18 protein-coding genes are annotated in these 21,945 nt (G+C 42.3%); 11 read left to right on the top strand and 7 right to left on the bottom strand.

Annotated elements, in window-relative coordinates; genetic code table 11:
• Positions 1–235 precede the first annotated feature (235 nt).
• From ACK4HU_RS16630 to ACK4HU_RS16620, 3 genes are all read left to right on the top strand, one after another.
• Positions 236–481 carry a hypothetical protein gene (locus ACK4HU_RS16630; protein ID WP_409808647.1) on the top strand — a complete coding sequence of 82 codons (246 nt, stop codon included), beginning with the start codon at positions 236–238 and terminating at the stop codon, positions 479–481.
• Between the two features lies 1 nt (position 482).
• Positions 483–770, top strand: a complete 288-nt coding sequence (locus tag ACK4HU_RS16625; RefSeq protein ID WP_409808646.1) for a type II toxin-antitoxin system RelE/ParE family toxin — start codon at positions 483–485, stop codon at positions 768–770.
• A gap of 366 nt (positions 771–1,136) precedes the next feature.
• Positions 1,137–2,423 carry an APC family permease gene (locus ACK4HU_RS16620; RefSeq protein WP_409808644.1) on the top strand — a complete coding sequence of 429 codons (1,287 nt, stop codon included), beginning with the start codon at positions 1,137–1,139 and terminating at the stop codon, positions 2,421–2,423.
• On the opposite strand, the gene ACK4HU_RS16615 is transcribed toward ACK4HU_RS16620, so the two are convergent.
• From ACK4HU_RS16615 to ACK4HU_RS16600, 4 genes are all read right to left on the bottom strand, one after another.
• Positions 2,413–2,889: a tryptophan-rich sensory protein gene (locus ACK4HU_RS16615; protein ID WP_409808642.1), complete on the bottom strand. Its 477-nt coding sequence runs from the start codon at positions 2,887–2,889 to the stop codon at positions 2,413–2,415. The genes ACK4HU_RS16620 and ACK4HU_RS16615 overlap by 11 nt on opposite strands.
• 513 nt (positions 2,890–3,402) lie before the next feature.
• Complete coding sequence (locus ACK4HU_RS16610) at positions 3,403–3,846, bottom strand: DUF1572 family protein (protein WP_409808641.1); 444 nt, start codon at positions 3,844–3,846, stop codon at positions 3,403–3,405.
• Positions 3,843–4,673 carry an N-acetylmuramidase domain-containing protein gene (locus ACK4HU_RS16605; protein ID WP_409808639.1) on the bottom strand — a complete coding sequence of 277 codons (831 nt, stop codon included), beginning with the start codon at positions 4,671–4,673 and terminating at the stop codon, positions 3,843–3,845. The genes ACK4HU_RS16610 and ACK4HU_RS16605 overlap by 4 nt, the downstream gene beginning before the upstream one ends.
• Before the next feature lie 77 nt (positions 4,674–4,750).
• Positions 4,751–6,184, bottom strand: coding sequence for a DEAD/DEAH box helicase (locus ACK4HU_RS16600; protein ID WP_409808637.1), 1,434 nt, complete (start codon positions 6,182–6,184; stop codon positions 4,751–4,753).
• A 186-nt stretch (positions 6,185–6,370) separates the two neighbouring features.
• On the opposite strand from ACK4HU_RS16600, the gene ACK4HU_RS16595 reads away from it, so the two are divergent.
• The 3 genes from ACK4HU_RS16595 to ACK4HU_RS16585 all read left to right on the top strand — a co-directional run bounded on the left by ACK4HU_RS16595 (position 6,371) and on the right by ACK4HU_RS16585 (position 10,772).
• Positions 6,371–7,423, top strand: coding sequence for a carboxypeptidase-like regulatory domain-containing protein (locus ACK4HU_RS16595; RefSeq protein ID WP_409808636.1), 1,053 nt, complete (start codon positions 6,371–6,373; stop codon positions 7,421–7,423).
• Between the two features lie 474 nt (positions 7,424–7,897).
• A complete protein-coding gene (locus tag ACK4HU_RS16590; RefSeq protein WP_409808634.1) occupies positions 7,898–9,766 on the top strand; it encodes a gamma-glutamyltransferase family protein in 1,869 nt (622 codons plus the stop codon).
• Positions 9,767–10,355: 589 nt separating this feature from the next.
• Positions 10,356–10,772: a hypothetical protein gene (locus ACK4HU_RS16585; RefSeq protein WP_409808632.1), complete on the top strand. Its 417-nt coding sequence runs from the start codon at positions 10,356–10,358 to the stop codon at positions 10,770–10,772.
• 597 nt (positions 10,773–11,369) lie between these two features.
• Here ACK4HU_RS16585 and ACK4HU_RS16580 read toward each other — a convergent pair.
• On the bottom strand, positions 11,370–12,467 hold the full coding sequence (locus ACK4HU_RS16580) for a hypothetical protein (protein ID WP_409808630.1): 1,098 nt from the start codon (positions 12,465–12,467) through the stop codon (positions 11,370–11,372).
• 219 nt (positions 12,468–12,686) lie between these two features.
• On the opposite strand from ACK4HU_RS16580, the gene ACK4HU_RS16575 reads away from it, so the two are divergent.
• Positions 12,687–13,082 carry an endonuclease domain-containing protein gene (locus tag ACK4HU_RS16575; RefSeq protein ID WP_409808629.1) on the top strand — a complete coding sequence of 132 codons (396 nt, stop codon included), beginning with the start codon at positions 12,687–12,689 and terminating at the stop codon, positions 13,080–13,082.
• A gap of 165 nt (positions 13,083–13,247) precedes the next feature.
• On the opposite strand, the gene ACK4HU_RS16570 is transcribed toward ACK4HU_RS16575, so the two are convergent.
• Positions 13,248–14,741: a calcineurin-like phosphoesterase C-terminal domain-containing protein gene (locus ACK4HU_RS16570; protein ID WP_409808628.1), complete on the bottom strand. Its 1,494-nt coding sequence runs from the start codon at positions 14,739–14,741 to the stop codon at positions 13,248–13,250.
• A gap of 113 nt (positions 14,742–14,854) precedes the next feature.
• Positions 14,855–15,862 (bottom strand): alkaline phosphatase D family protein, encoded by a 1,008-nt coding sequence (locus ACK4HU_RS16565; protein ID WP_409808626.1) that lies wholly within the window; start codon positions 15,860–15,862, stop codon positions 14,855–14,857.
• Positions 15,863–16,305: 443 nt separating this feature from the next.
• Between ACK4HU_RS16565 and ACK4HU_RS16560 the strand changes: the two genes are divergently transcribed.
• The 4 genes from ACK4HU_RS16560 to ACK4HU_RS16545 are packed head-to-tail and all read left to right on the top strand — an operon-like array spanning position 16,306 to position 21,941.
• Entirely contained in the window at positions 16,306–17,004 is a 699-nt protein-coding gene (locus ACK4HU_RS16560) for an ABC transporter ATP-binding protein (protein ID WP_409808624.1), read from the top strand.
• A 7-nt stretch (positions 17,005–17,011) separates the two neighbouring features.
• Positions 17,012–18,412 (top strand): DUF3526 domain-containing protein, encoded by a 1,401-nt coding sequence (locus ACK4HU_RS16555; protein ID WP_409808622.1) that lies wholly within the window; start codon positions 17,012–17,014, stop codon positions 18,410–18,412.
• Entirely contained in the window at positions 18,409–19,731 is a 1,323-nt protein-coding gene (locus ACK4HU_RS16550; RefSeq protein WP_409808620.1) for a hypothetical protein, read from the top strand. The genes ACK4HU_RS16555 and ACK4HU_RS16550 overlap by 4 nt, the downstream gene beginning before the upstream one ends.
• On the top strand, positions 19,728–21,941 hold the full coding sequence (locus tag ACK4HU_RS16545; protein ID WP_409808618.1) for a DUF5916 domain-containing protein: 2,214 nt from the start codon (positions 19,728–19,730) through the stop codon (positions 21,939–21,941). The genes ACK4HU_RS16550 and ACK4HU_RS16545 overlap by 4 nt, the downstream gene beginning before the upstream one ends.
• Positions 21,942–21,945 lie beyond the last annotated feature (4 nt).

Below are 21,945 nucleotides of genomic sequence, written 5' to 3'. Positions count from 1 at the left end.
TCAGCCACCGAGTTTAATTTTTGAGGAGAGGGGTAAAATTCGGCTGCGCCGCATTTTACCCCTCTCTATTTTAAGCTACCACGGTCACCGAGCGAAGTCGAGGTGAAGTAGAAAAAATCTAAGTTTAAATATTGCCTCAGACTAAAAGCATCCTGAATTTTCGGGGTGCTTTTTTCGTTTATAACCAAATCATTCCAAGGAATAATTTTTAACTTATATCAAAATTATAAAAGTCATGATTACAGCAGGAGAAAAACAGGATTTAATTGATTGGATCACAAATCTTGAAAATCAATCAGTTCTTAATTATTTAATGGAACTGAAAAATTCCAATGATTCAGACAAAATCTACATTGTTTCAGATCAAGAAAGAATAGCTATTAAAGAAGGCATTGAATCACTTGAAAATGAAGGGGGTGTTTCTCATGAGGATGTTATGAAAATGACTAGAGAAAAATATCCCAACCTTTTTAAAGATTAGAATGAAAGTCATCTGGTCAAAAAAAGCCATCGGGGATTATTATTCTATTATTGACTATTTAATAGTGAAATGGTCTGCGAGTTCCGCTGAAAAGTTTATTGACCAAGTTTATTCTAAAATTCATTTTATTAAAACTCACCCAGAGGCATTTGAAAAGACTAATTTTGAAGGCTCAAGTAGAGTGGTAATTACAAAACAAGTCACACTTTTTTTTAGAGTTTATAAAACCAAAATTTACCTTCTCCGATTCTGGAACAACTCTCGAAACCCCGAAAAATTAAGGCTTTGAGCCTTAAACCAAGTACTATTCCTTATTTAGCCTAACTCATCATAGAGATTTCCCCCAGCCCTATGAACCACTCCGGAACACAAATAGAAAGGGTTAGTCAATGGATAGAAAAAGTCACTTTTAATGACCTTCCAAAGGAAGTAGTAGCAAAGAAATCTAATGATTCCCAGAGATGTACCAGCAAACCTATGCTTCCAAGTCATTAAAAATCCCGAACTCAGCAAAAAGATTCAATTTGAAGATCGTTCTTTTGTTTATGGAAAAGTCGCTGCTTATTCGATAAATAAATAAAAATCTAATCTAGAATCTGAATAAAAACTGTTTGTTTTACCAAACAAAATCCAAGGGTAAACATACTTTTCTTTGATGGCGCTTGACAATAAAATCTCTTGGAAAACTGCCGCAGGACTGGTCATCGCTAATATGATCGGAACTGGGGTATTTACAAGTTTGGGATTTCAGTTGGCGGAAGTTCAAAACACCTGGTCCATCCTTTTACTTTGGATAATTGGAGGAATAATGGCTTTGATCGGTGCCTTCGTATATGCGGAATTGGGCACCCATTTCAGGAAAACAGGCGGAGATTACATCTTTCTTTCCGAAGCTATCCATCCATCAATTGGGTATTTGTATGCTTGGGTTTCACTTACAGTTGGTTTTTCTGCACCGATAGCAATCGCTGCAATGGCGATGAACGGGTATTTAGTTCCACTTTTTGGAAATACCATTTATCCCGGTTTGTTCTTTCTTTTGGCTGTGCCTATTGCGCATATATTCTCAGTCAGCCGATCTGCCCAGTTTCAGGATACCCTGACTTTGATCAAAATCATCTTTGTTTTTGTCCTCATCTTTTTGGGATTTGCTTTTGCTTCTACCTTGGAAAATGCCTCCTTTGACTTCTCCAATACTTGGCAAAAAGAGGTCATCATGCCTGGATTTGCCGTGTCTTTGATCTATGTTTTTTATGCCTACACGGGTTGGAATTCTGCCGCTTACATTATCGAGGAGGTAGATCAACCCGGGAAAAATCTACCTAAAGCCCTGATTTGGGCTACATTTTCGGTCATGGTGGTGTATGTACTACTTCAGTTGGTCTTTTTGAAGCATGCATCGATTGCCCAACTTTCAGGAAAAGTGGAAGTAGCCGACATTGCATTTGCCAACCTCTTGGGGAAGACGGGAGCGCTTTGGGTGAGCGTATTTATCGGAGTCCAATTGATAGCCACCATCTCAGGATATTCTTGGATCGGACCACGGGTAACCTATGCAATGGCTAAGGATTTCAAACTCTGGAAGCCCCTTTCCAAAGTCAATTCAAATGGTATTCCAGTTCGGGCAATCTTTTTAAATACCGGGATTAGCTTGATCTTATTCCTTTCCGGTTCTTTTGAGCAGATCATGCTTTATGCAGGTTTTGTCTTGCAACTGATGGGTACGATTACGGTTTTTTCTTCGCTAAAAATCAAAAAGCAGATCGGGTTCAAAAGTCCTTTAAAACCTTGGATTCAGTATATCTACATCACATTTAGTTCAGGAGTAATGGTTTACCTTTTTTGGGATCGACCTTGGGAAAGCATTGCTGGATTGGGAATTGTCGGACTTGGTTTACTTATTTTTCTTTTTGATAAAAAGTCAAATGAATCTAAGCCCTAGCTAAACGAAGTTGACCGAGAATAATCATCGTAGCATAAAAGGTCCAAGCCACGATAGGGAAAACCAGGTAGGAAAGGTTGATTGAAAATTCAGAAACAGTGACTCCTACCCATAGCGCCACAAAAATAACGAGCACATTCCCAAAAAGTCCAAATTTCAGAGCTGAGATTCCGGTAAGTTTTTCCAAACCAAGCGTATAGTAGGCATAACTGGCACAAACTACGGCCAATACAATGGTCAAATTGGCGAGGGAGTTGGCTTCGATAGATACCAGTTTATACCTAAGAATTGCCAATAAAAGAAATAAAAAAACCCAAACAATCGGAATCACAAATCCAGGAGGTTCAAACCAAAGTCGCTTCTTAGGTACATTACCTACAAACCTCAACCCGAAAAAATATGCGGGCACATTAGTTAGAAAAAGAATTCCATAAAAAAGAAGAATATTGCCTGATAGCGTGCCCATGCTCTAAAATTAGGCTAAAAAGCTGATTTTTTTGATTTTTTGAATTTAAAAATAGACAATGATTTTTTTAGTGAAAAAAGATTTCCCGCAGATAGCCGCTGAAAAATTGCGCAGAGGTGCGCGGATTTTTTTGAATATATGTCCGAAATATAGAGTAATAAATCAGCAAAAACCTGCGGAAAGCAGGTCAATGAAAGCCTCAGCGACCATCAGCGCGAAAAAAATCCGAAATCCGAAATCCGAAATCAAATCCCCCTACCCCCTTTGATTCACATTTTCGTCCAATTTATCATTCTGGTCCAAGGGGGAGTTACGTCAAATCAAACCTCAAAAATCAATTCCAAAAATCAGCGCATATCTGCGTCAGCAATCAGCGATCATCAGCGGGAAATTAATTTAACATCCGTCCAGCTTCTGGAGAAGCAGGACAACGGACTGGGATTCGCATCACTTTCACTTTATTCAGTCTCTTGCTTCTTATCTTCTGTCTCCGGTCCTCCGTCTTCCAGCTTTTCAGCCTAACAATCGTCTATGATAATTCACTTGCCCGATATGGTAATTCATATGACCATAAAGGTGAATCAGAAAAAAACCAATTGACATCTGATGCCCAAACATCGCATGAAGAGACTTATCACCCATCCGAATCGGATTTAAACCTAAAAGAGAAGTCGAGACAACTTTCTTTACTTCTTCTAATTCCTCAAGCATAGCAAACTTAGGCACACCCTTCCCGGAAAATTCAAAATCTCTATTTCTTTGATAAGCAATCCCTCCGAAATCCAGCCCGATAAAAAGTCTGAGATTTCCAAAAATATGAAGTGTAAGATTCCCCGCTGAATTAGAAATTTCCTTATCAACTATCCAGAGATTTTCCTCATTTGTATAAGCTTGTAATTCCTGACCTAGCTTTTCTAAATCTCTCTGAAATAGCTGATTAAGTTCCTTTAGATTCATGGATGGTTTAAATACTTTTGATAGGCCTGAGCCATTTTAATGTCATACTTATTTTGGGCGTAGGCAGGGCCATTGTAACACTTGGCAAAAGATGCCCAATTGAGTGATCTGAGGTGATTGATACATCCAAATGCTGTGATGTACCTTCCAAAAGCTTCCAGCTGGTTTCGCTCATGAATGTACATCTGATCAACGAAAGCACCGACTGAATCGTATCCCAATTTTTTGGCGTGAAATCCCATAATTTGATAACTACCCCAAGAAGCAGAAGCCAACGCTGCTTCTTTTACGAGGGGATTGGACAATAGTTTTGAGGCTTTTTCCAACCGCACATATTCTCTAGTTCCTCCCACATAGTGGGATTTTGTCCAGCTGGAATACAGCACATCAGCATTGGAAGCATTGGAGATTGAACTAGGCTCGATTCCCCTTTCCTTCAGTTGCCTCCAGAAAATATGTCCTTCAAACAGAATTTTTGGTCGACCATCCACAAAGAAACCCTTCCCACTGCTTTCAACTTCATTCACAGCCTTCACTGCTGCTAATTCCAACTTGTGCTTTTGAGCAAAATTCTTCAAATCCTGCTCACCCAAAAACTTATCGCTCATTGATGGGGCAGGTCGGCTTTTATCTACCAACACAGTCCAAGTTTTGAGTCCGACCTCCCCGTCCTCTACCAAGTCATTTTTCTTTTGAAAATCCCGGACAGCCTCATCCGTCATATTTCCAAAATAGCCAGTGGCTGGAATTTGGTAACCTAGTTTTCCAAGAAGTTCCTGAAGATAAGAGACATAAGTGCCCCTTGATTTTAATTTGATCGTTTGCATAGCGCTGTGGTTTAAAAATGAAAAGTATTTCAAGATACTTGAAGTACTTCAAAAAAACCAACTCAAAGCGCTGAAAATCAGGAGTCGATTACGTTCTTACGTTGACCGTATTTACTTGGGGCTTCAGAGCTGGGAGTCACGGATTTTTCCGGTTTTGGACTCTGCGGCTTGGGAGCTTCTTGTGCTTGAGCAGTGGGAGCTTTATTGAAATCAGACCGAGGTTTGAACCCTCCTGAAGGTTGATTCGATCTTTCTCCTGAAGGCTGATTCGATCTTTCTCCGGATGGTTTATTCCCTGGCTTTTTCTTCTTTTTGTTTTTCGACTTGCCATCTCCTCCTGATGAAAATCCTGAGGATTTCGCCTTTTCTCCCAAGTATTCTGGACCTCTTTCAAAGCCTTCTGGCATTGGATTTCTGGTGATCTCCATTCCGATTAGGCTTTCAATTCGCACAAACTTGTGCTGATCTTTTGGATTGACAAACGTGATTGCTTCACCTTCTTTGTCCGCTCGGGCCGTCCGGCCTACACGGTGCACGTAATCTTCCGGATCACCCGGAGTATCAAAGTTGATTATTAACTCAATCCCCACCACATCAATGCCTCTTGAAATGATATCCGTACCGATCAGGATCTTCACTGCCTTATTTTTGAAGTTTGACATGATCTTCTCCCGCTCTACCTGCTCCAGGTCCGAGTGGAAAGCCTCAATGTCAAATTCCTTTCTAAGCACTTTGAATAGCGCTTTTACTTTGTCTTTGGTAGATGCGAAAATTATTACCGCTTCATAGGGTTTCTGCGCAAGAATATAGCGAACCAATTCTTCCTTCTGCCCGTCGTAAACTGAATACATTGATTGGGTCACTCCTTCGGCAGTTTTTCCGATAGAAAGCGAAATCTCCTCAGGATTGTGAAGGAATTTCATACTAAACTGTCGGATTTTCGGAGGCATAGTAGCCGAGAAAAGAACGGTTTGTCGATCCTGCGGTAGGTAATTGACGATTTTCAGAATATCATCCGAAAAGCCCATATCCATCATTCGGTCGGCCTCGTCAAGAATCAAATGCTCCAGCGTACTCAAATCCATTTTTCCGCCTGCCAGCAAAGCAATCAGACGACCCGGAGTAGCCACGACGATTTCAGCACCGGTTTCCAGCGCTTTTTTCTGTTGTTCCCAGACAATCCCATCTCCACCTCCATAAATTGGCACCGAACTCACTCCCAAAAAATAAGAGAAACCCTGAATCTGCTGATCAATTTGAATCGCAAGTTCACGGGTTGGAGCCAAAATCAAAGTGTTCAGTTTACCTAAACTGGATTTCGATATTTTATTTAAGATAGGAAGTACAAACGCTGCGGTTTTACCTGTCCCGGTTTGGGCACAGGCGATCAAGTCTTTTCCTTGCATGATCACAGGAATTGCCAGTTCCTGAATAGGTGTAGGGCGATCAAAGCCCATGGCATCGAGACCTTCTTGTAGCGAGGGCTCGAAATTGAAATTAATAAAACTCAAGTTATTGATGATTTAATGAAATATACGGTGTTCTTAAAAAGCTGAACTCTTTCAAATATACGGTCTTAAAACTTACAAAGCCAACTAACGGCCTTCTGTTCAGGATTCAAACCGACAGATCTAAATCATTTAGCATCAATTCTAAGTTTGGACTATATTACCCTATCATTCAATCAATTTGAGCAAATGAGCCTACATAGAAATATCTGTCTGCTACTCTTTATTCTGGTCATACCCAACTTGAGTGTAGCACAAAACTTCAGTCTAAGCGGTAGAGTAATAGATTATGACACCAAAGAATATGTGGATGGTGCCACAGTTACTCTTAGAAATACCGCATTTGGAGACTTCAGCAATGGTGCTGGTAATTTTTCCATAAAAAATATTTTAGCAAATAAATACACACTTGCCATCAACTTTCCCGGATACAACACCTACGAGCAAGTAGTTAACCTGAAGGCAGATTTGAATCTGGGGAACATTTATTTGGTAAGGTTCGGAAGTGAAGGAACAGGAGCCGCATTGCAAAAAACTATTCGAGCAACCAATGTTAGTAGGCTACTCGTTGAGCGACCCAATTTCATCGGAAACACCATCTATGGAATTGCTCCGGAACCCAAAAAGCTGGAGGGGAATTTCTACCTCGATACCAAGTGGAATGTCGCCTCTATCCTACTCTATCGCGAGCAAACTGTCTTGGAAGGTTTCAGAGTGAGATACAATATCAATTCCAATACGTTTGAACTCATGGAGCCGGAAAATAACCTTGTTACTACTATGGCTGGACTTCGAATCCAGAATATTGTCTGGATGGATAGTAGCTATAAGGTGCCTCGCTATTTTGTAAATGGAATGGACTTCAAAGAAGATGGAGTGCCAATTTCCGGATTTTTCGAAGTAATAGTCGAAGGTGATCTACCGCTGATGCGAAGGACAAAGGCCATTTTCAAAGAATCCAATTACAATACTGCATTGATGGTTGGCAATCGGAATGATCAGATCATCAAGCGAAATGTGTATTACTACCTAAAAGGAAAAGACCTTTTTGAAGTGCCTAAAAAGCGAAAGGACCTGTACAAGATATTCGGAGAAAAAGCTGCGGAAATCGAAGCCTTTGTCGAGCAAAATGAGATGGACTTGAAAAAGAACGGCTCCATTTTCCAGCTATTTACTTATTACAATTCCCGCTTCCCCGGCTTTGTCCCCATCATGGAGCAGCTGTTGGATGAGGGGGATTGAGAGGAATTTTGAATGTCCAAAAAGTAGTTTCAAGCTTTATTCCGCTTATATATTATGTCCGATGACCGATGACCGATGACCGATGAATCCCAAATCGAATCTCAATCTGGTATTTAAAATGGATATTTTGATTTACCGAAATGATACCAGTGGCCGAATTTCCTTTTGATTACACCTCGACTCCACTCGGTGACCGATTTTGGTTGGATATTAGTAGGGGGAGGAAAAATGCGGCGGAGCCGCATTTTTCCTCCCCCTAACAAAACGAAAACCCGGTGGCCGAGCGAAGTCGAGGCCAAAGTTTAAACCTTCCTTTATAATCTTTAATTTAAAGTCTTGAGAACGACCTCTTGTGTCTAGCTTCTTGTATCTTATTTTCATCGGTCACCCGACATCCGACATCGGTCATCCAGTCAAGTTATAGAGAAAAATTCACACCCATTATTCCCGATTAAATAAATAGCCACCAAAAATATGAAAAACCTTTACCTCCTAATCCTCCTCCTCCTCACCCACTTCTCCTTCTCACAAAGCCTTCCAGGACATGGAGCGGGGACCACACCCAACCAACGCCCAATCCTTCACGGCAAAAACTGGGTTGCAATCACGGGTAAACCCCTTGGAGCAACTGCCGGAGCAGCGATCTTCCAACAAGGCGGAAATGCCGTTGATGCAGCCTGCGCGATGATTGCCGCAACTTCCACCATGTGGGACGTACTTTCTTGGGGAGGCGAAACGCAAGCCCTGATCTATAATCCCAAGACCAAAAAAGTCATCGCCATCAATGCCATGGGTGTCGCTCCCACTGGAGCTACAGTGGAATTCTACAAATCTCAGGGCATGGACTATCCACCACAGTTTGGACCCTTGGCAGCCACTACGCCGGGAACCCCGGGTGGAATCATGACCATGCTGGCAGAGTACGGCACGATGAGTTTGGAGCAAATCCTCAAACCTTCCATGGAGCTGGCCAAAGGATACCCGATCGAAGAGCAGACAGCGGATAATATTGAAAAGGGTAAAGCCAGAATTAAAGAATGGCCTTATTCTAAGAAGGTTTTCCTTACACACTTAGGCGAAGAAAGAGAAGCACCAACACCTGGAGAAATATTCATTCAGGAGGACCTGTACCAAATGCTATCCAAACTGGTGGAAGCTGAGAAATCTGCTTTGGCAGCTGGAAAAAGTCGAAAGGATGCCATTTACGCGGCTTACGAGCGATTTTACAAAGGTGACATCGCCAAGGAAATCGTCCGAGGAACACGAGAACAAGGCGGACTTTTCACCGAAGCTGACTTAGCCAACTGGAAAGTAAAAATCGAGGAACCGCTGCATGTCAACTACCGTGGCATAGACGTCTACAAGCTTCAGGAATGGACACAAGGCCCGGCTTTGCTCCAGTCGTTGAATATTCTGGAGAACTTTGACCTCAAATCAATGGGATACAATTCCGCCAACTACATCAATACCGTTTATCAGGCGATGAGTTTGGCTTTCGCAGATCGGGACTTCTACTATGGAGATCCGGCATTTGTCAAGTCGCCGATGAAAGGTTTGCTCTCCAAGGAATATGCAAAAGAGCGCGCAAAGCTAATCGGAGCGACCAACGATCCCAAAATCACCGCAGGTGATCCCTACCCTTTCCAGAATGAGAAAAATCCTCATCTGGAACTACTAAAAAAGAGTCAAAATGCCGTAGCAGCACTGAATCCTTCCGAAATCAACTCCACCCTAGATGCCAAATTCTTAGAGGACTTCCAGAGTGGAACCACTTCCGTGGAAACTGCCGATGCAGAAGGCTGGGTCGTGTCAGTGACGCCAAGTGGAGGCTGGATTCCTGCTGTGATCGCCGGAAATACAGGCGTGGGACTCTCCCAGCGCATGCAGAGTTTTGTCTTGGATGAAAACCTGAATCCCTACAACCTTCCCGAACCGGGAAAAAGACCTCGTGTCACCCTTACTCCAAGCATGGCCTTGAAGGATGGCAAACCCCTACTGGCTTTTGCCGTGCAGGGTGGAGATTCTCAGGATCAAAACCTGCTTCAGTTTTTCCTCAACGTGGTCGAGTTTGATATGAATGTGCAGGAAGCCGTAGAAGCCGCCAACTTCAACAGCTATCAGATGCAGAGCAGCTTTGGAGATCATGAGATCAAGCCCGGTGCGATCACGCTGCGGGACGACACACCCGACTGGGTTCGCAAGAACCTGCTTAAGCGAGGCTATGTGATGGATTTCTGGACCAAAACCTCTGGCCCAATCACTGCCATCTGGCTAGACTGGAAGTACGGCACCCTCTGGGGCGGCGCTAGTAACTATGGAGATGATTACGGGATTGCTTGGTAAAGAGGCGAGGCATATGGTTCAAGTTTTCAAACTTGGACCTTTTATAATGCAGTCTTCGGACTGCTTTTTTTTATTCTACCTGAAAGATTTTCACCACAGAGAAAAAGGAGAGAAAGGAGTTCAGGTTTTGGGCTCCTTTTAATTTTTTGACCTCTATCCCCCTTCACTCTTTTTTGAGAGCACAGAGAAAAGCTAAAGCTTTTTCCTGAGAACCTTTGAGGTTTTGCATACCTCGAAGGTTTTTTCATAACCGCAAAGGCCACGAAGGAACGCAAAGATATTTCACCACGGGGAAAAGGGAGTGAAAGAAGTTTAGGTTTTGGACTCCATTTAATTTTTTGACCTTTACCCCCCTTCAATCAGTGTAAGGATTTATACGCTTACCTTTAAACTGTTTAAGGACGAGTCAAGCGACCCCGCAAGGGGTCAAACCTTTCAATAACCGCGGGTGAAACCCGTGGAGAGCAGGACCTCACTTATTATCGGAAACGACCCCGAAGGGTGTCGAACTTAAATTATATTTTTGAATTCATAATTTCAATTTGCGCATTTTCCAAACTTTCCCCACCCAATCCAGTAAAAACAAACTATGAAGACTTTCCTAATTCTATGTTTTGCCCTGCTTAGTTCTGGCTTGTATGCTCAGACAATAATTGTCAAACCAGATGGAACCCACGCTGTGGTTCATGATCATGGTCTCCACAAGGTGGTGGTTAATGCCGATGGAACTCACTCGATAATGGTGGGTTCGGATATAAACAAAACCATAATCAATCCTGACGGCACCCATTCTCAAGTAATTGACCATGGAAATACCAAGGTGATTGTCAATCCAAATGGTACCCACACTGTCCTGATCCGTCAGGGCAAAACCCATCAAGTATTTGTCAATCCAAGTTCCGGAACCCACACCCTCACCATCAAAAATCGAGGAAACCGGACCATCATCCATCCCGACGGTTCAGTGACCCAAATCAACAAAAGTAAGAAAAGGGTGAGGTCGTAAACGGTTGCTCCTCGATCCGCGATAGCAATCGGGAGCAATTTCGAGGTCCTTTCATAGGATTTATATTCCGTCGCAAAATTCAAATAATACAAAATCCTCTTGAGTTCAACCCTCCCGAAATCGTTGCACTCATCGGGACTGGCGCTTCAGGGTTGTTAACCAATTCCATAACTTTCATTTTCCCTAGGTTTTACCTAGGGCTCCGCCACGGCGGACAAGTTATTGAAAGGTTCGATCCTCCCGAAATCGCTGCGCTCATCGGGACTGTCGTTTCAGGATCAGTGGAATATTATACCTTGATATTATTCCCGACCACGAAGTGGTCAAACTTCTCAATAGCCGCGGGTGAAACCCGTGGATTAAATAGAATTATTTAGAAGTGAAAACGACCCCGAAGGGTGTCGAACTAATCTAGTCCCATTATCCAACAGGAGCAATTCCGAAATCCTATCCTAGGATTTGTAATCCGAAAAAACCATTTCATTACGCTGGCAGGAGTATTATTTTTCAAATCAACTTCAAGAGCCATCGCTGGATCTGCTCGGCAATTCTTTAACCCAGCTTTAAAAAGCTGGGCTATTGATAGGCGTGCAACCCTCACCTCCTCCCACTCCTCAACAAATCCTCAATCCTCTTCCAATCTCCGGCTAAGGCTTCATCGATCAATTGATTCCACTTTTCCTGTTCGGTGGTGTTGATGCCGTTTTGGGTTTGTTTGTCATAGAATTCCTGCAGGCGGTTCATCTCCCGATAAGCATCGAGATAGGCTTCGCTGATTCGTGCCTGATAAAAATCCAGATCGAAGTCCTGATTTTTCAGCTTATGAATCAGTCGGTCTGCCACAATCCTCACCACATCAAAATGCCGTTGTTCGTGGTTGAGGCCATACGCACTTGGATTTTTGACCCAAGACTGATATGGTAGCATGTAGACGCTGATTTCGAGGGTTTGCACCACCGAACCGGCATCCATCAAAGAAATTCCCTGCACAGAAAAGCTGGTGAAAATCGTTGCGTTGTTCTTGCTTAATGAGCTGGGCCTCGCTTTGAAATCCTCCCAAGTCAAAGGTCTTTCAGGATCATAATAGACTTTGTCGTCTGTAGATTTCTGGTTTGGCTCGATGATATCCAAGCGGATGGTTTTGGCCAAAGCCCGGGTTTGAAGGTTTTGAGATTTGTACCAGTTGTCAAAGTATTCTTGGCTGTTTTGAAATAATTTGATAACAATCTCCTCTACCCGATCCATGCGGAAGTCAGATCGACGATATTGAGTCGTTCCCAAATAGTCCAGCAAGTGTTCAGGTTCGCCGCTTCCCTTCACATAGAACCCCAAGGCCAACTGCACTTCCCCTTGATACAATCGCTGCTCCCGATCAAAACTCTCCTTCAATTCCAACTCAAAAATCCTGATTTGAATCAGCTGTGCAGAGTCTTTTGGAATGGTGATTTCCCTGTAAAATCGGGTGGCTACTTGTTCCAGATTCCCATTAATCGATACCGGTGATTTTTGTGCCGTCTGATTAAAAACCTCACCAATTGCACCTTTCTGAACCCGATGATCCAAGACTTCTAGAACTCGGTATTCGGTATCTTTTGGACTTATTCCTTTGGAATCGAGGTTGATGACTACTTTTTGGGCAAAAGCATTTCCGGCAAAAAAGAGGATAAGGAAACAATTGATGAACAGGGTTTTCACAAGAGGAATATACAGGAAATTGGGGGAAGGGGTTTTCGTCTTTTAAAAATCCCCCTAACCCCCTTTGGGAAAGGGGGAGTTGCCTCAACAGGTCTTTAGGGACTAAAACTCTTCTAGTCAAACGCCAAATTTTATTACATAAGGATTGAAACACTTTAGACGCCACTCCCCCTTGACAAGGGGGTTGGGGGGATTCCTTTTTTTTACCTAAATTATTCCATGCATTTTTTACCATATAATCGTTTTTTAAAAGAATTTTCCAGAGAGTTAAGATCTCATTCGACTCTATCGGAAATTCTTCTTTGGCAGAAACTAAGGGCAAGTCAATTTCGGGGATATGCATTCAACAGACAAAAGCCATTAGACAATTACATCGTTGACTTTTACTGCAAAAAATTAAACCTAGTAATTGAAATTGATGGTGATTCTCATTTCGATCATTTATCCATGATGGAAGATCAGGAAAGACAAAAATTACTTGAAGAATTTGGGCTGGTATTTTTGAGATTTACCGATCTGGAAGTAAAAAAATCTATGCCTTGGGTACTTGCTGAAATCAATGAGTTTATTGATGTATTTGAGGATAACAATGGGTTGGAGAGGACAAAATTTTAATTGAAAAATCCCCCTAACCCCCTTTGGGAAAGGGGGAGTGGCCACAAAAGATCCTTCGAACTCCACTTTTGCTACTTAAAAGTATAAGTCAAGGAATAGAGATTGAGGTTCTTTTAACGCGACTCCCCCTTGACAAGGGGGTTGGGGGGATTATTTTTCAAATCCCTACACCCTCTTCGAATACACATTCCCAAATCTATCCTTGGCTTCGACGACCAAATTGTCTTTTGACTCGGGTTTAAAAAAGAACATGTGATCGTTCAGCTGTGGTTCTACCCAACCACGACGGGCTGGAAGACTTGGACCAGTGTGCAGTTCCACACTCCAAGGATCTACAGCCAAGCGCTTTTCAGGTGCTCCTTTTTTGATTCCATTCTCAAACCAGCTTATTTCCCAAGCCGGATCGTAATTCCAGCAGTTGAGCGACATTTGATCCGGGAAATCTTTGTGATAACCAGTCTGATAAACCCGGAATTGCTCGTTGACATCCAAGCCGGTGCCTTTGTATTTCCACTTCAGTTCGGAACCTTTGGACTCATAAATGGCATAGCCGCTTGGTGTTCCATCGTAGCAGATTGGCCCGGACCACCATGCCCCACAAACCGTACCATGACAATGCTCATAGACATGTCTACTGATCATATTATCATTGAAATGAGTGTGGCCTGACATCAGGTGTGCATTATAGCCTTCCAGCATGCGATATAAATGTTCACGGTTGCTGACAGTTCCCCCAAGGGTATCACGATCAGGATAGCGCAATACCGCGCCGGTATAACTTGGAATATGCAGAGAAACGACGACTGTCTTTCCTTTTTCCACCAATTTCAAATCTTGCTCCAACCAAGCCAACTGCTCCTCGGGAATATGGCCAATGTATTTGGTACCTACTCCGAGATAGAACACATCATCCAACACCACATAGTGAACCTCTCCCCGATTCCAGGAATAAAATGTCGGTCCAAAATGACCTTTGAAAGTTCCCGACGTGGTAATATCCGATCGACCTCCGAAGTCCAAATCATGATTTCCAATCACCTGAAAAAATGGAATATCATACATCTGTATTGACTGATTATATTCCTTGAAAAGTTCCAGTTTGTCAAAGACCAAGTCTCCACATCCGATTCCAAAAATATTGGGATCGTTGAGCGAGGCAATGGTTTTCTGCACATCAGGAGCAGCAACTGTCAGTAATTGGTCCGCTTCGTAAGCATCTTGAATTTGGGTGTCAGCCAAAACTAAAAAGTGGTGATTTTCATCTGAATTTGCAGATTTTTTCAGATCGAAAGTGAGATTTTGTTCAGACTTGGATGGATCAATCTTTTGAAAAAATGAAGCTGAACCGTTCGCCTGTTTTTGGATTTCATAGCCAGCAGGCAGTGAAACGAAAACAAAATCACGATCAGTACCTGAGATCAACTCAAATTCCCCTGAAGAATTTGTTTGGGCAACTATCCTTCCATCAGAAACTGCCACCCCTCCGATCCCTTGACCGTTAGTCAAAACACTGCCTTTTACTCGGATTGGTTTAAAAATAGAAGGTAAATTCTGAATCGGTAATTCTTTTTGGAGTTGGGCGAAAACTGAATCTCCAAAGCCCATCCATCCTACTGAGGTGAGGCCTAATCCTTTGATAAAATCTCTTCTGTTGAACATGGGGTTGGGGGGTAATGAAGTTTGGAAGTTTGGATGTTAAGAAGTGTGGAGGTCAGGAAGTTAGGAAGTTTTGATTTCCGATGTTTCTTGCTTTTTTGAAAATTGATCATTGATCATTGAATATTGATAACCTGCGTCGCATACACAGCACCTTCTTCGCCTTTTACCTGGAAGGTCATTTCGCCTTTTTTCCAGTCAAATGTGGCCAATCCATAATTGAGTTTGGCAATCAGGTCACTCACCCGAAACTGATTGGCTTCCTCAGCAGCCCCATTCCAAGTATGGGTAAGTCCACTGGAAGTGACTTCATAGATTCCTTTTGGAAATCTCGCATCTGTCAGTTTCATCACTTCGGCGATATGTCGGTCTCCGCTAATTAGAACCGGGTTTTTCACTCCCGATTCGGCAATTAAATCCAGTAATTTTTCTCGTTCTTTGGGGAAATTAGCCCATTTTTCATAGGGATGTTCGATAGGCAAAAACTGAATTCCCGAGGCAATCAAATTGACTTTTGCTTTGCTCTCTTTTAGTTCTTTTTCAAGCCAAGTCCATTGCTCCGCTCCCAGGATTTGTCCCGTCTCATTTGGCACATAAATATTGTCAATCTTATCCAGCGTATCGCGGAAATATCTTCCGTCAAGAAGAAAGATCTTTACCTGATTTTCTCCGCTACCAAAAAGGTGAGACGAATAAGCCCCTTCTCTTTTTCGCTCTGGTGCATTTGCTGGAACTCCCAAAAAGTCGAACATCAGGTCTCTGGATTCTCTCTTCTGGGCATAGAACTTACCCGCATCATTTCTTCCATAATCGTGGTCATCCCACACTCCGATAATCGGCATGGCAGCTTTTAGCGCTATATAGTCGGGTTTCATGTCCTGTCTGGCATATTTAGCCCGAAGCGTATCCATAATTGGAGAATCCCCATAGATATTATCCCCTGTCCAAACCCATAGATCTGGCTGATCTGCCAAGATAGGTTTCCAAAGTGGCTGTGGCGCATCTTGGCGATTGCAGGAACCAAAAGCAATTCTGGTGATCTCTGATTTGGATACCAATTGAGCTTTCGGCTTGCAGGAAATGCTTAAGGCGAAAAAAGTGATTGCGATTAGAATATGCTTCATGATTTTTTTATTTGCATCAAAATTGCAAAAACTTGAATTTGATTTTCACCCATCACTAAAACTTATCAATTTCTTAACGTTGGAGCTTCTCAGTGGGAAAGTCCAATTGTCTAATTGAGGCCTCCAATTTCATTAGTACCATGTTTAATTTTGCGAAAAAAATTTGAATTGTCATTGTTGGCGGCAATCTATCAGCTTAAAAGGTTTTTTAAAAATACAGATATACGCTTTTCTGCCAGTAGGCGAATTTCTTTCCGGAAAGGGCTGGAAGACCGAAGACAGAAGAGGGCTGAAATATTTGAATTTGAACCAATTTCTACAAATGATTTTGATCTACTGGCAAGGAAGCAGATAATCAGATTTAAAAAACAGTTTTTTACTCTACTCTTTGATTTTGCAACAAAATTGCTTTTATATTTATGCAACAAAATTGCATAAACCATATGATATCCCTCAACTCAGTCAGCAAACAGTTTAACAAGCACTTAGCGCTTGATAATTTTTCATTAGAAATACCCGAAGGAGAAATTTTTGCGCTACTTGGCCCAAACGGAGCCGGAAAAACGACTACTATAAATCTCCTCTTGGGATTTATAAGCCCGGACAGTGGAACCGTTGCTGTTGGAGGAATAGAACCTTTCCTACATCCTACGGAGGCTCGGAAAATCATTGGATATATTCCTGAAAACGTCAATCTATATTCCCAGTTGACAGGATTGGAAAATCTGAAGTATTTCACACAGCTCGCCAATTCAAAGTATTCCAATGATGATTTGAGGCATTTTTTAGCAACCTGCGGACTTCAAAAAAGTGCCATGGACCGACCATTGGGTACCTATTCAAAGGGAATGCGGCAAAAAGTAGGGATCGCAATCGCCTACGCTAAAAAATCCAAAATCCTCCTGATGGACGAACCTGCTAGTGGTTTGGATCCCCTAGCAAGCAAGGAACTCTCTGATCTGATTCGCAAGCTTGCAAAAATGGGAACAACTATTCTAATGGCTTCTCATGACCTTTTTCGAGTCAAAGAAACGGCAGACAGGATAGGCATCATACACCAAGGCAAACTTTTGAAATCATTGCAAGCGGCTGAAGTCACGGCCAATGATCTTGAAGAAATTTATTTAGGAACTATAGTCTGAGAAAATTATGCAAACCATCATTTGGAATGAATGGATACTTCTGAAAAGAAATCCTTGGTTTATGGGGCTGACCGCAGTTTTGACCTTTATCGTAGGACTCACAAGCTATTTTGGTGTAGCCGAGGCTATAAAATTGAAAGAAATGGAAGCAGAAGCAGCTTCTCACATTCGATCACAGTGGGACAACCAAGAGGCAGGAAATCCACATAGCGCAGCACATTATGGTACTTATTTATTTAAGCCATCAAGTGCCCTGACAGGATTTGATGAAGGAGTTAATGGTGTAGTGGGAAAAACCCTTTATCTGGAAGGTCACCGACAAAATGAAATCCAATACAGCGAGGCTTCACAATCTCTTCAAATCTCACGATTTGGAAAACTTCGGCCATCACTTTTACTACAACTGATCATTCCGCTTCTTTTGATCTTTCTGGTTTTTTCAGCGATCCGTACGGAACGTGAGTCAGATCGAGTTCGGATCCTTTTGGTGCAGGGTGGAGACTTCAGACAATTATTATTTGGTAAAATCATAGCTTACTGGCTGTTGAGTGTCCTGTTTTTGATCATAACACTTTCCCTCCAGTTAATTCTTCAAATGGAACAATTAACTGGCGAAGTAATCCTGAGAACTAGCTTGATTGGCTTGGGATACGCAGCGTTTTACTGGGTTATCAGCAGTTTAACCGCCTATTTAAGTGCAAATCTTAGACAGGCAGGCACAGCATTGAGTGTGATGTTGGCTTGCTGGATCATCTGGGGAGTTTTTTTACCTAAAATCTCCGGCACTCTTGCTGAACAACTTTATCAACTTCCGTCAAGGCAGGAATTTTCCGAAAGAATGAAAGCTGACCGAGCTGTTGGACTGGATGGACACAACCCTGAGAAGGAAAAACTAGCCATATTGAAAGATTCTGTTCTACGCAAGTACCAAGTAGAAACTGTGGAAGAATTACCGATCAATTTCGATGGAATCCTAATGCAGGCTGATGAAGAAATCGGCAATGTCGTCTGGGATAAGCATTTCGGTGACCTCTATGAAGTGCTGCGAAAGCAAAAGACTTTTACTCAGGTAAGCTCTATTCCAAACCCACTTCAAAGCTTGCAAAGTTTGAGTATGGGATTAAGCGGCACTGATTATTTCCACCATGCAGATTTTATGCTGAAAGCTGAAGAGTACCGCAGAGGTTTTATCAAAGAACTGAATGACAAACATGCCTTTGGAGGCAGTAAAACAGGAGATTGGAAATGGGCAGCCGATCAGGAGTTCTATCGGTCGTTGGAGGATTTCACCTACTCATCTATTCCACTCAATCAGATTTTCGGTATACTCTGGTCCGATATTTTAATCCTATTGAGTTGGGTGATAGGAGGTTTTTTATTGGTCACCGCTAGCAAGTTTCGTTTATGAGCCTAATTAATTATCTAAAATGGGAATGGGTCAATTTTGTCCGAAGCCCATATAAAATTATAGCAGTTGTCTTGTTTTTGGTGGCTGCGGGGTTTTCCATCTATAATGGAAATGCCCTTAGAAAAAAACAACTGGACACGATCGAAAAAGTCCAGCTCAATGCGGTAAAACAAATAGAAACTACGAAAGAATGGATCAAAACTAATCAGAAAGGTCCTGAAGACAGGCCTTGGGTCGATGTTCAAGCACCCTTTTGGGCTATGTGGCATGCCAACCACTTTGCTAACAAAGTTCCCTCTCCGATGATGGTTTTTGCTGTGGGTCAAGCCGAACAGTTTGGTTTCTATAAGCGAGTCAATGTCTGGTCCACGGCATATGATGGTGATCTTGCGGCCGAAATCAGCAATCCAGAGCGAATCGCCTTAGGGGCTTTGGACTTCACATTTGTGGTGTTATTTCTACTTCCACTATTGTTGATTGTCCTGTGCTTTACTATCGGTGGATACGAATTTGATAAGCAAGTTTCTAAACTGATCAAAATCCAACTTGGGAGTCAATCTCCCTGGATTTTTGGAAGAATTATTTCCATAGGAATCTATGTCACCGGGCTCCTGATCGTACTTATCCTATTATCTGCAATGAGCACAGGCGTATTTTCAGAGGCGGGAAGTACTCTAATACAATTTTCAGGATTGGTCCTGCTTTACACTTGGATTTGGCTTTTTCTGATAATTGGCTTGATTCATCTCCAAATGGGACAAACTGCACAGGCAATGGCTCTGACTTTGATTTGGGTGATTTTTACCATTGTCATTCCAGGTGCAGTCCATCAGGCAGCCAGTCTGAAGTTTCCAAATAATCTGATGGTTGATTTTCTTGATGCCAAAAGGGAAGATTCGGAATCAATTTATGCCATTGAGTTTCCGGAGGTATTCCAGCAGGTCGCTCAAAGCCTGCCTGAACTTACCACAACAAAAGCAGCTTCCTTGCCTGATAGTTTAATTAATTCCGTGGCAAAGGGAGGTCTCTACAGAACTGAATTAGCTTTTCACATGATGGAAGTCAGTGAGAAAATCGAAAAAGGATTTGAGGAGAAAAACAGCTTCATCAAAGCTTCTTACTGGTTTAATCCCATTATTGGTATTCAAAATTACCTGTTTGGACTTGCTGAAACGGACTATATCGCTTATCAAAACTACCGAAAGCAAATTCAGGGTTCAAACCTCGATCTCTGCAAAACCCTAATTCTAGACGAGTGGAATGAAGTAAAAGTGGATCTTGAAAAATTCACTGTATATGAAGGGCTCCTCGGAAAATGAGACATTGGATTTTAATCGGGCTTATTGTTTTCCTTCCGAAAATTCTAATTGCCCAAACCGCGGAGAATTTTGATCCTCCTTTGATTTCTCCTGAAGTGTTTGCAACAAAGGCTAATGGGAAAATCATTGTTGATGGCACCTTGGACGAAGAAGATTGGAAGTCAGCCATTCCGATCTCTGATTTCTTTGCCATGGAGCCTCGGCAGGGAGCTCCTGTAATTCATCCTACAACAGTTAGGATTTTGTTTGATGATCAGAATCTATATATCGGAGCGTTTTGTGCGGATAGTTTAGGGAAAAAAGGCGTTCGCGTACAGGATCTTCGGAGGGATTTTTTGTATGGTGAAAACGATATCCTATACATTCAGCTTGATCCACAAAACCTGAAACGGTTCAATGTGAGCTTTCAGACCACACCATATGGAAATCAACGGGATCTTCAAGTTTTTGATGATTCCTTTCGTGACAATGACTGGGATGCACTTTGGAAAGTTCGGACTACGATATTGGATTCGGGCTATGTAGTGGAAATGGCGATTCCCTTCAAATCCATTAGGTATACCAAGACAGAGGATAAAAACGAGCCTGTTTCCTGGGGAATTACGCTAGCCAGATTGGCCAGAAGAGATTATGAGCAGACTGTCTTTCCGGAGATTCCCCAAGCTTTTTCACCCTATCGGATGACTTATGCTGCCCAACTTAAAGGGCTGGAACTACCTCCTCCATCTGTAAACTTCAGAGTTCAGCCTTATGGGTTGGCACAAACCAGTCAATCAACCAATTCCGTAGGAGAAACAACAAGCAAAACAGAATGGAAAGCCGGTGGTGAAATGAAATGGGCAGTCACTCCGAGTTCGGTTTTGGATCTTACATTTAATACTGACTTTGCTCAAGCTGATGTGGATCGAGCGGTAAATAACCTAACACGGTTTAATGTATTCTTTCCGGAACGGAGGCAATTTTTTCTCGAAAACAGTGGGATTTACTCCGGAGCTGATAACACCGGCCTGAAACCTTTTTTCAGTCGAACTATCGGTCTTTCCAGTTCTCAATTTAACTCAGATCCTATTCCAATAAATGCCGGAGCACGATTTACGGACCGGAATCAAAAAAGAACCTTAGCCGGTTTGTATGTTCACCAGCGGGGAACAGATTTTCAGGCTCCTGTAAGTTTTTCGTTAATGCGGTATTTGAAAAATTATGGAAAGCAAAACAATATCGGCGTCATGCTTACCCAACGGAACGATGAAGGTCAACCTGAAAAAGGATTTGAAAAGCAGTCAAATACCACGGTCACGTTGGATGGTTTGATTCGCCCCAATGACACCTGGACTATCACTTACCTGGCAAGTGCTTCGCGACAAAACTCTAATGATAGCATCGGTTTTGCGGGTTCCTTCTTTGTAGGGTGGTTCCCAAACAATTGGTATGGAGGCTGGGTAACGCGTGTTGTAGATGAGAAATATTTACCGGGAATGGGCTTTGTGTTTGCTAATAACACCATATTTCATAACCCAGGTGGCTATTACATCTGGAGACCTGAGAACGGTTGGCTTTCAAAATGGATCAGAAGATGGGATCCCGGCTTTTTTGTCAACTGGTTTCAAACCACAAACACTTTAATAACACAGGAACTTAGTGTGGATATTTTTCCAATCTATATCTTGACACGCTCCAATGGCTTGATTTCCTACACCATCTCTCCTACCACTCAGAATTACGACTTTTCATTTCCTATCCTAGGTCAAAATATGCTACCTGGCAGGTATGACTTCATCAGACATGCACTACGCTACCGACTTGACCAATCCAAAAAAATAAGTTTAGACGCTAAGTTCTCCTTTGGAGGTTATTTCAACGGAAACCTGAATAGTTTGTCCCTGACTAGCCGAATAGCTCCCATACCGCATATTGCGGCAGAATTTGGCTATGAACACAATTCATTTACTGGATTTGGGGCGGAAAAGGCTGATTTCACCACAGATTTATTTACAGCCGGAATACGGCTGGCTGCCAATCCTCGGATTCAGCTTTCGGGATTTTATCAATACAACACCTTCGACAAACAAGCTCGGATCAACCTCAGAGGAAGTTGGGAATTTGCCCCGCTGAGTTTTCTTTATCTGGTCTATAATGAAAGCAGCTTTCAAAATACACCGGTCCAAAATCAATCCGGAATTGCCAAGGTGAGTTATTTGAGGCAGTTTTAAAAAA

This window comes from Algoriphagus sp. (assembly GCF_046296635.1).
Classification (GTDB): domain Bacteria; phylum Bacteroidota; class Bacteroidia; order Cytophagales; family Cyclobacteriaceae; genus Algoriphagus.
Note: the sequence above shows the minus strand (reverse complement) of the source record. Positions and strands in the feature narration are given on the sequence as shown.

Bases quoted from the DNA above. Each gene is read 5' to 3' on its own strand.
- ACK4HU_RS16630 (WP_409808647.1), top strand. From the start codon at position 236: ATGATTACAGCAGGAGAAAAACAGGATTTAATTGATTGGATCACAAAT.
- ACK4HU_RS16625 (WP_409808646.1), top strand. From the start codon at position 483: ATGAAAGTCATCTGGTCAAAAAAAGCCATCGGGGATTATTATTCTATT.
- ACK4HU_RS16620 (WP_409808644.1), top strand. From the start codon at position 1,137: ATGGCGCTTGACAATAAAATCTCTTGGAAAACTGCCGCAGGACTGGTC.
- ACK4HU_RS16615 (WP_409808642.1), bottom strand. From the start codon at position 2,889: ATGGGCACGCTATCAGGCAATATTCTTCTTTTTTATGGAATTCTTTTT.
- ACK4HU_RS16610 (WP_409808641.1), bottom strand. From the start codon at position 3,846: ATGAATCTAAAGGAACTTAATCAGCTATTTCAGAGAGATTTAGAAAAG.
- ACK4HU_RS16605 (WP_409808639.1), bottom strand. From the start codon at position 4,673: ATGCAAACGATCAAATTAAAATCAAGGGGCACTTATGTCTCTTATCTT.
- ACK4HU_RS16595 (WP_409808636.1), top strand. From the start codon at position 6,371: ATGAGCCTACATAGAAATATCTGTCTGCTACTCTTTATTCTGGTCATA.
- ACK4HU_RS16590 (WP_409808634.1), top strand. From the start codon at position 7,898: ATGAAAAACCTTTACCTCCTAATCCTCCTCCTCCTCACCCACTTCTCC.
- ACK4HU_RS16585 (WP_409808632.1), top strand. From the start codon at position 10,356: ATGAAGACTTTCCTAATTCTATGTTTTGCCCTGCTTAGTTCTGGCTTG.
- ACK4HU_RS16575 (WP_409808629.1), top strand. From the start codon at position 12,687: ATGCATTTTTTACCATATAATCGTTTTTTAAAAGAATTTTCCAGAGAG.
- ACK4HU_RS16570 (WP_409808628.1), bottom strand. From the start codon at position 14,741: ATGTTCAACAGAAGAGATTTTATCAAAGGATTAGGCCTCACCTCAGTA.
- ACK4HU_RS16565 (WP_409808626.1), bottom strand. From the start codon at position 15,862: ATGAAGCATATTCTAATCGCAATCACTTTTTTCGCCTTAAGCATTTCC.
- ACK4HU_RS16560 (WP_409808624.1), top strand. From the start codon at position 16,306: ATGATATCCCTCAACTCAGTCAGCAAACAGTTTAACAAGCACTTAGCG.
- ACK4HU_RS16555 (WP_409808622.1), top strand. From the start codon at position 17,012: ATGCAAACCATCATTTGGAATGAATGGATACTTCTGAAAAGAAATCCT.
- ACK4HU_RS16550 (WP_409808620.1), top strand. From the start codon at position 18,409: ATGAGCCTAATTAATTATCTAAAATGGGAATGGGTCAATTTTGTCCGA.
- ACK4HU_RS16545 (WP_409808618.1), top strand. From the start codon at position 19,728: ATGAGACATTGGATTTTAATCGGGCTTATTGTTTTCCTTCCGAAAATT.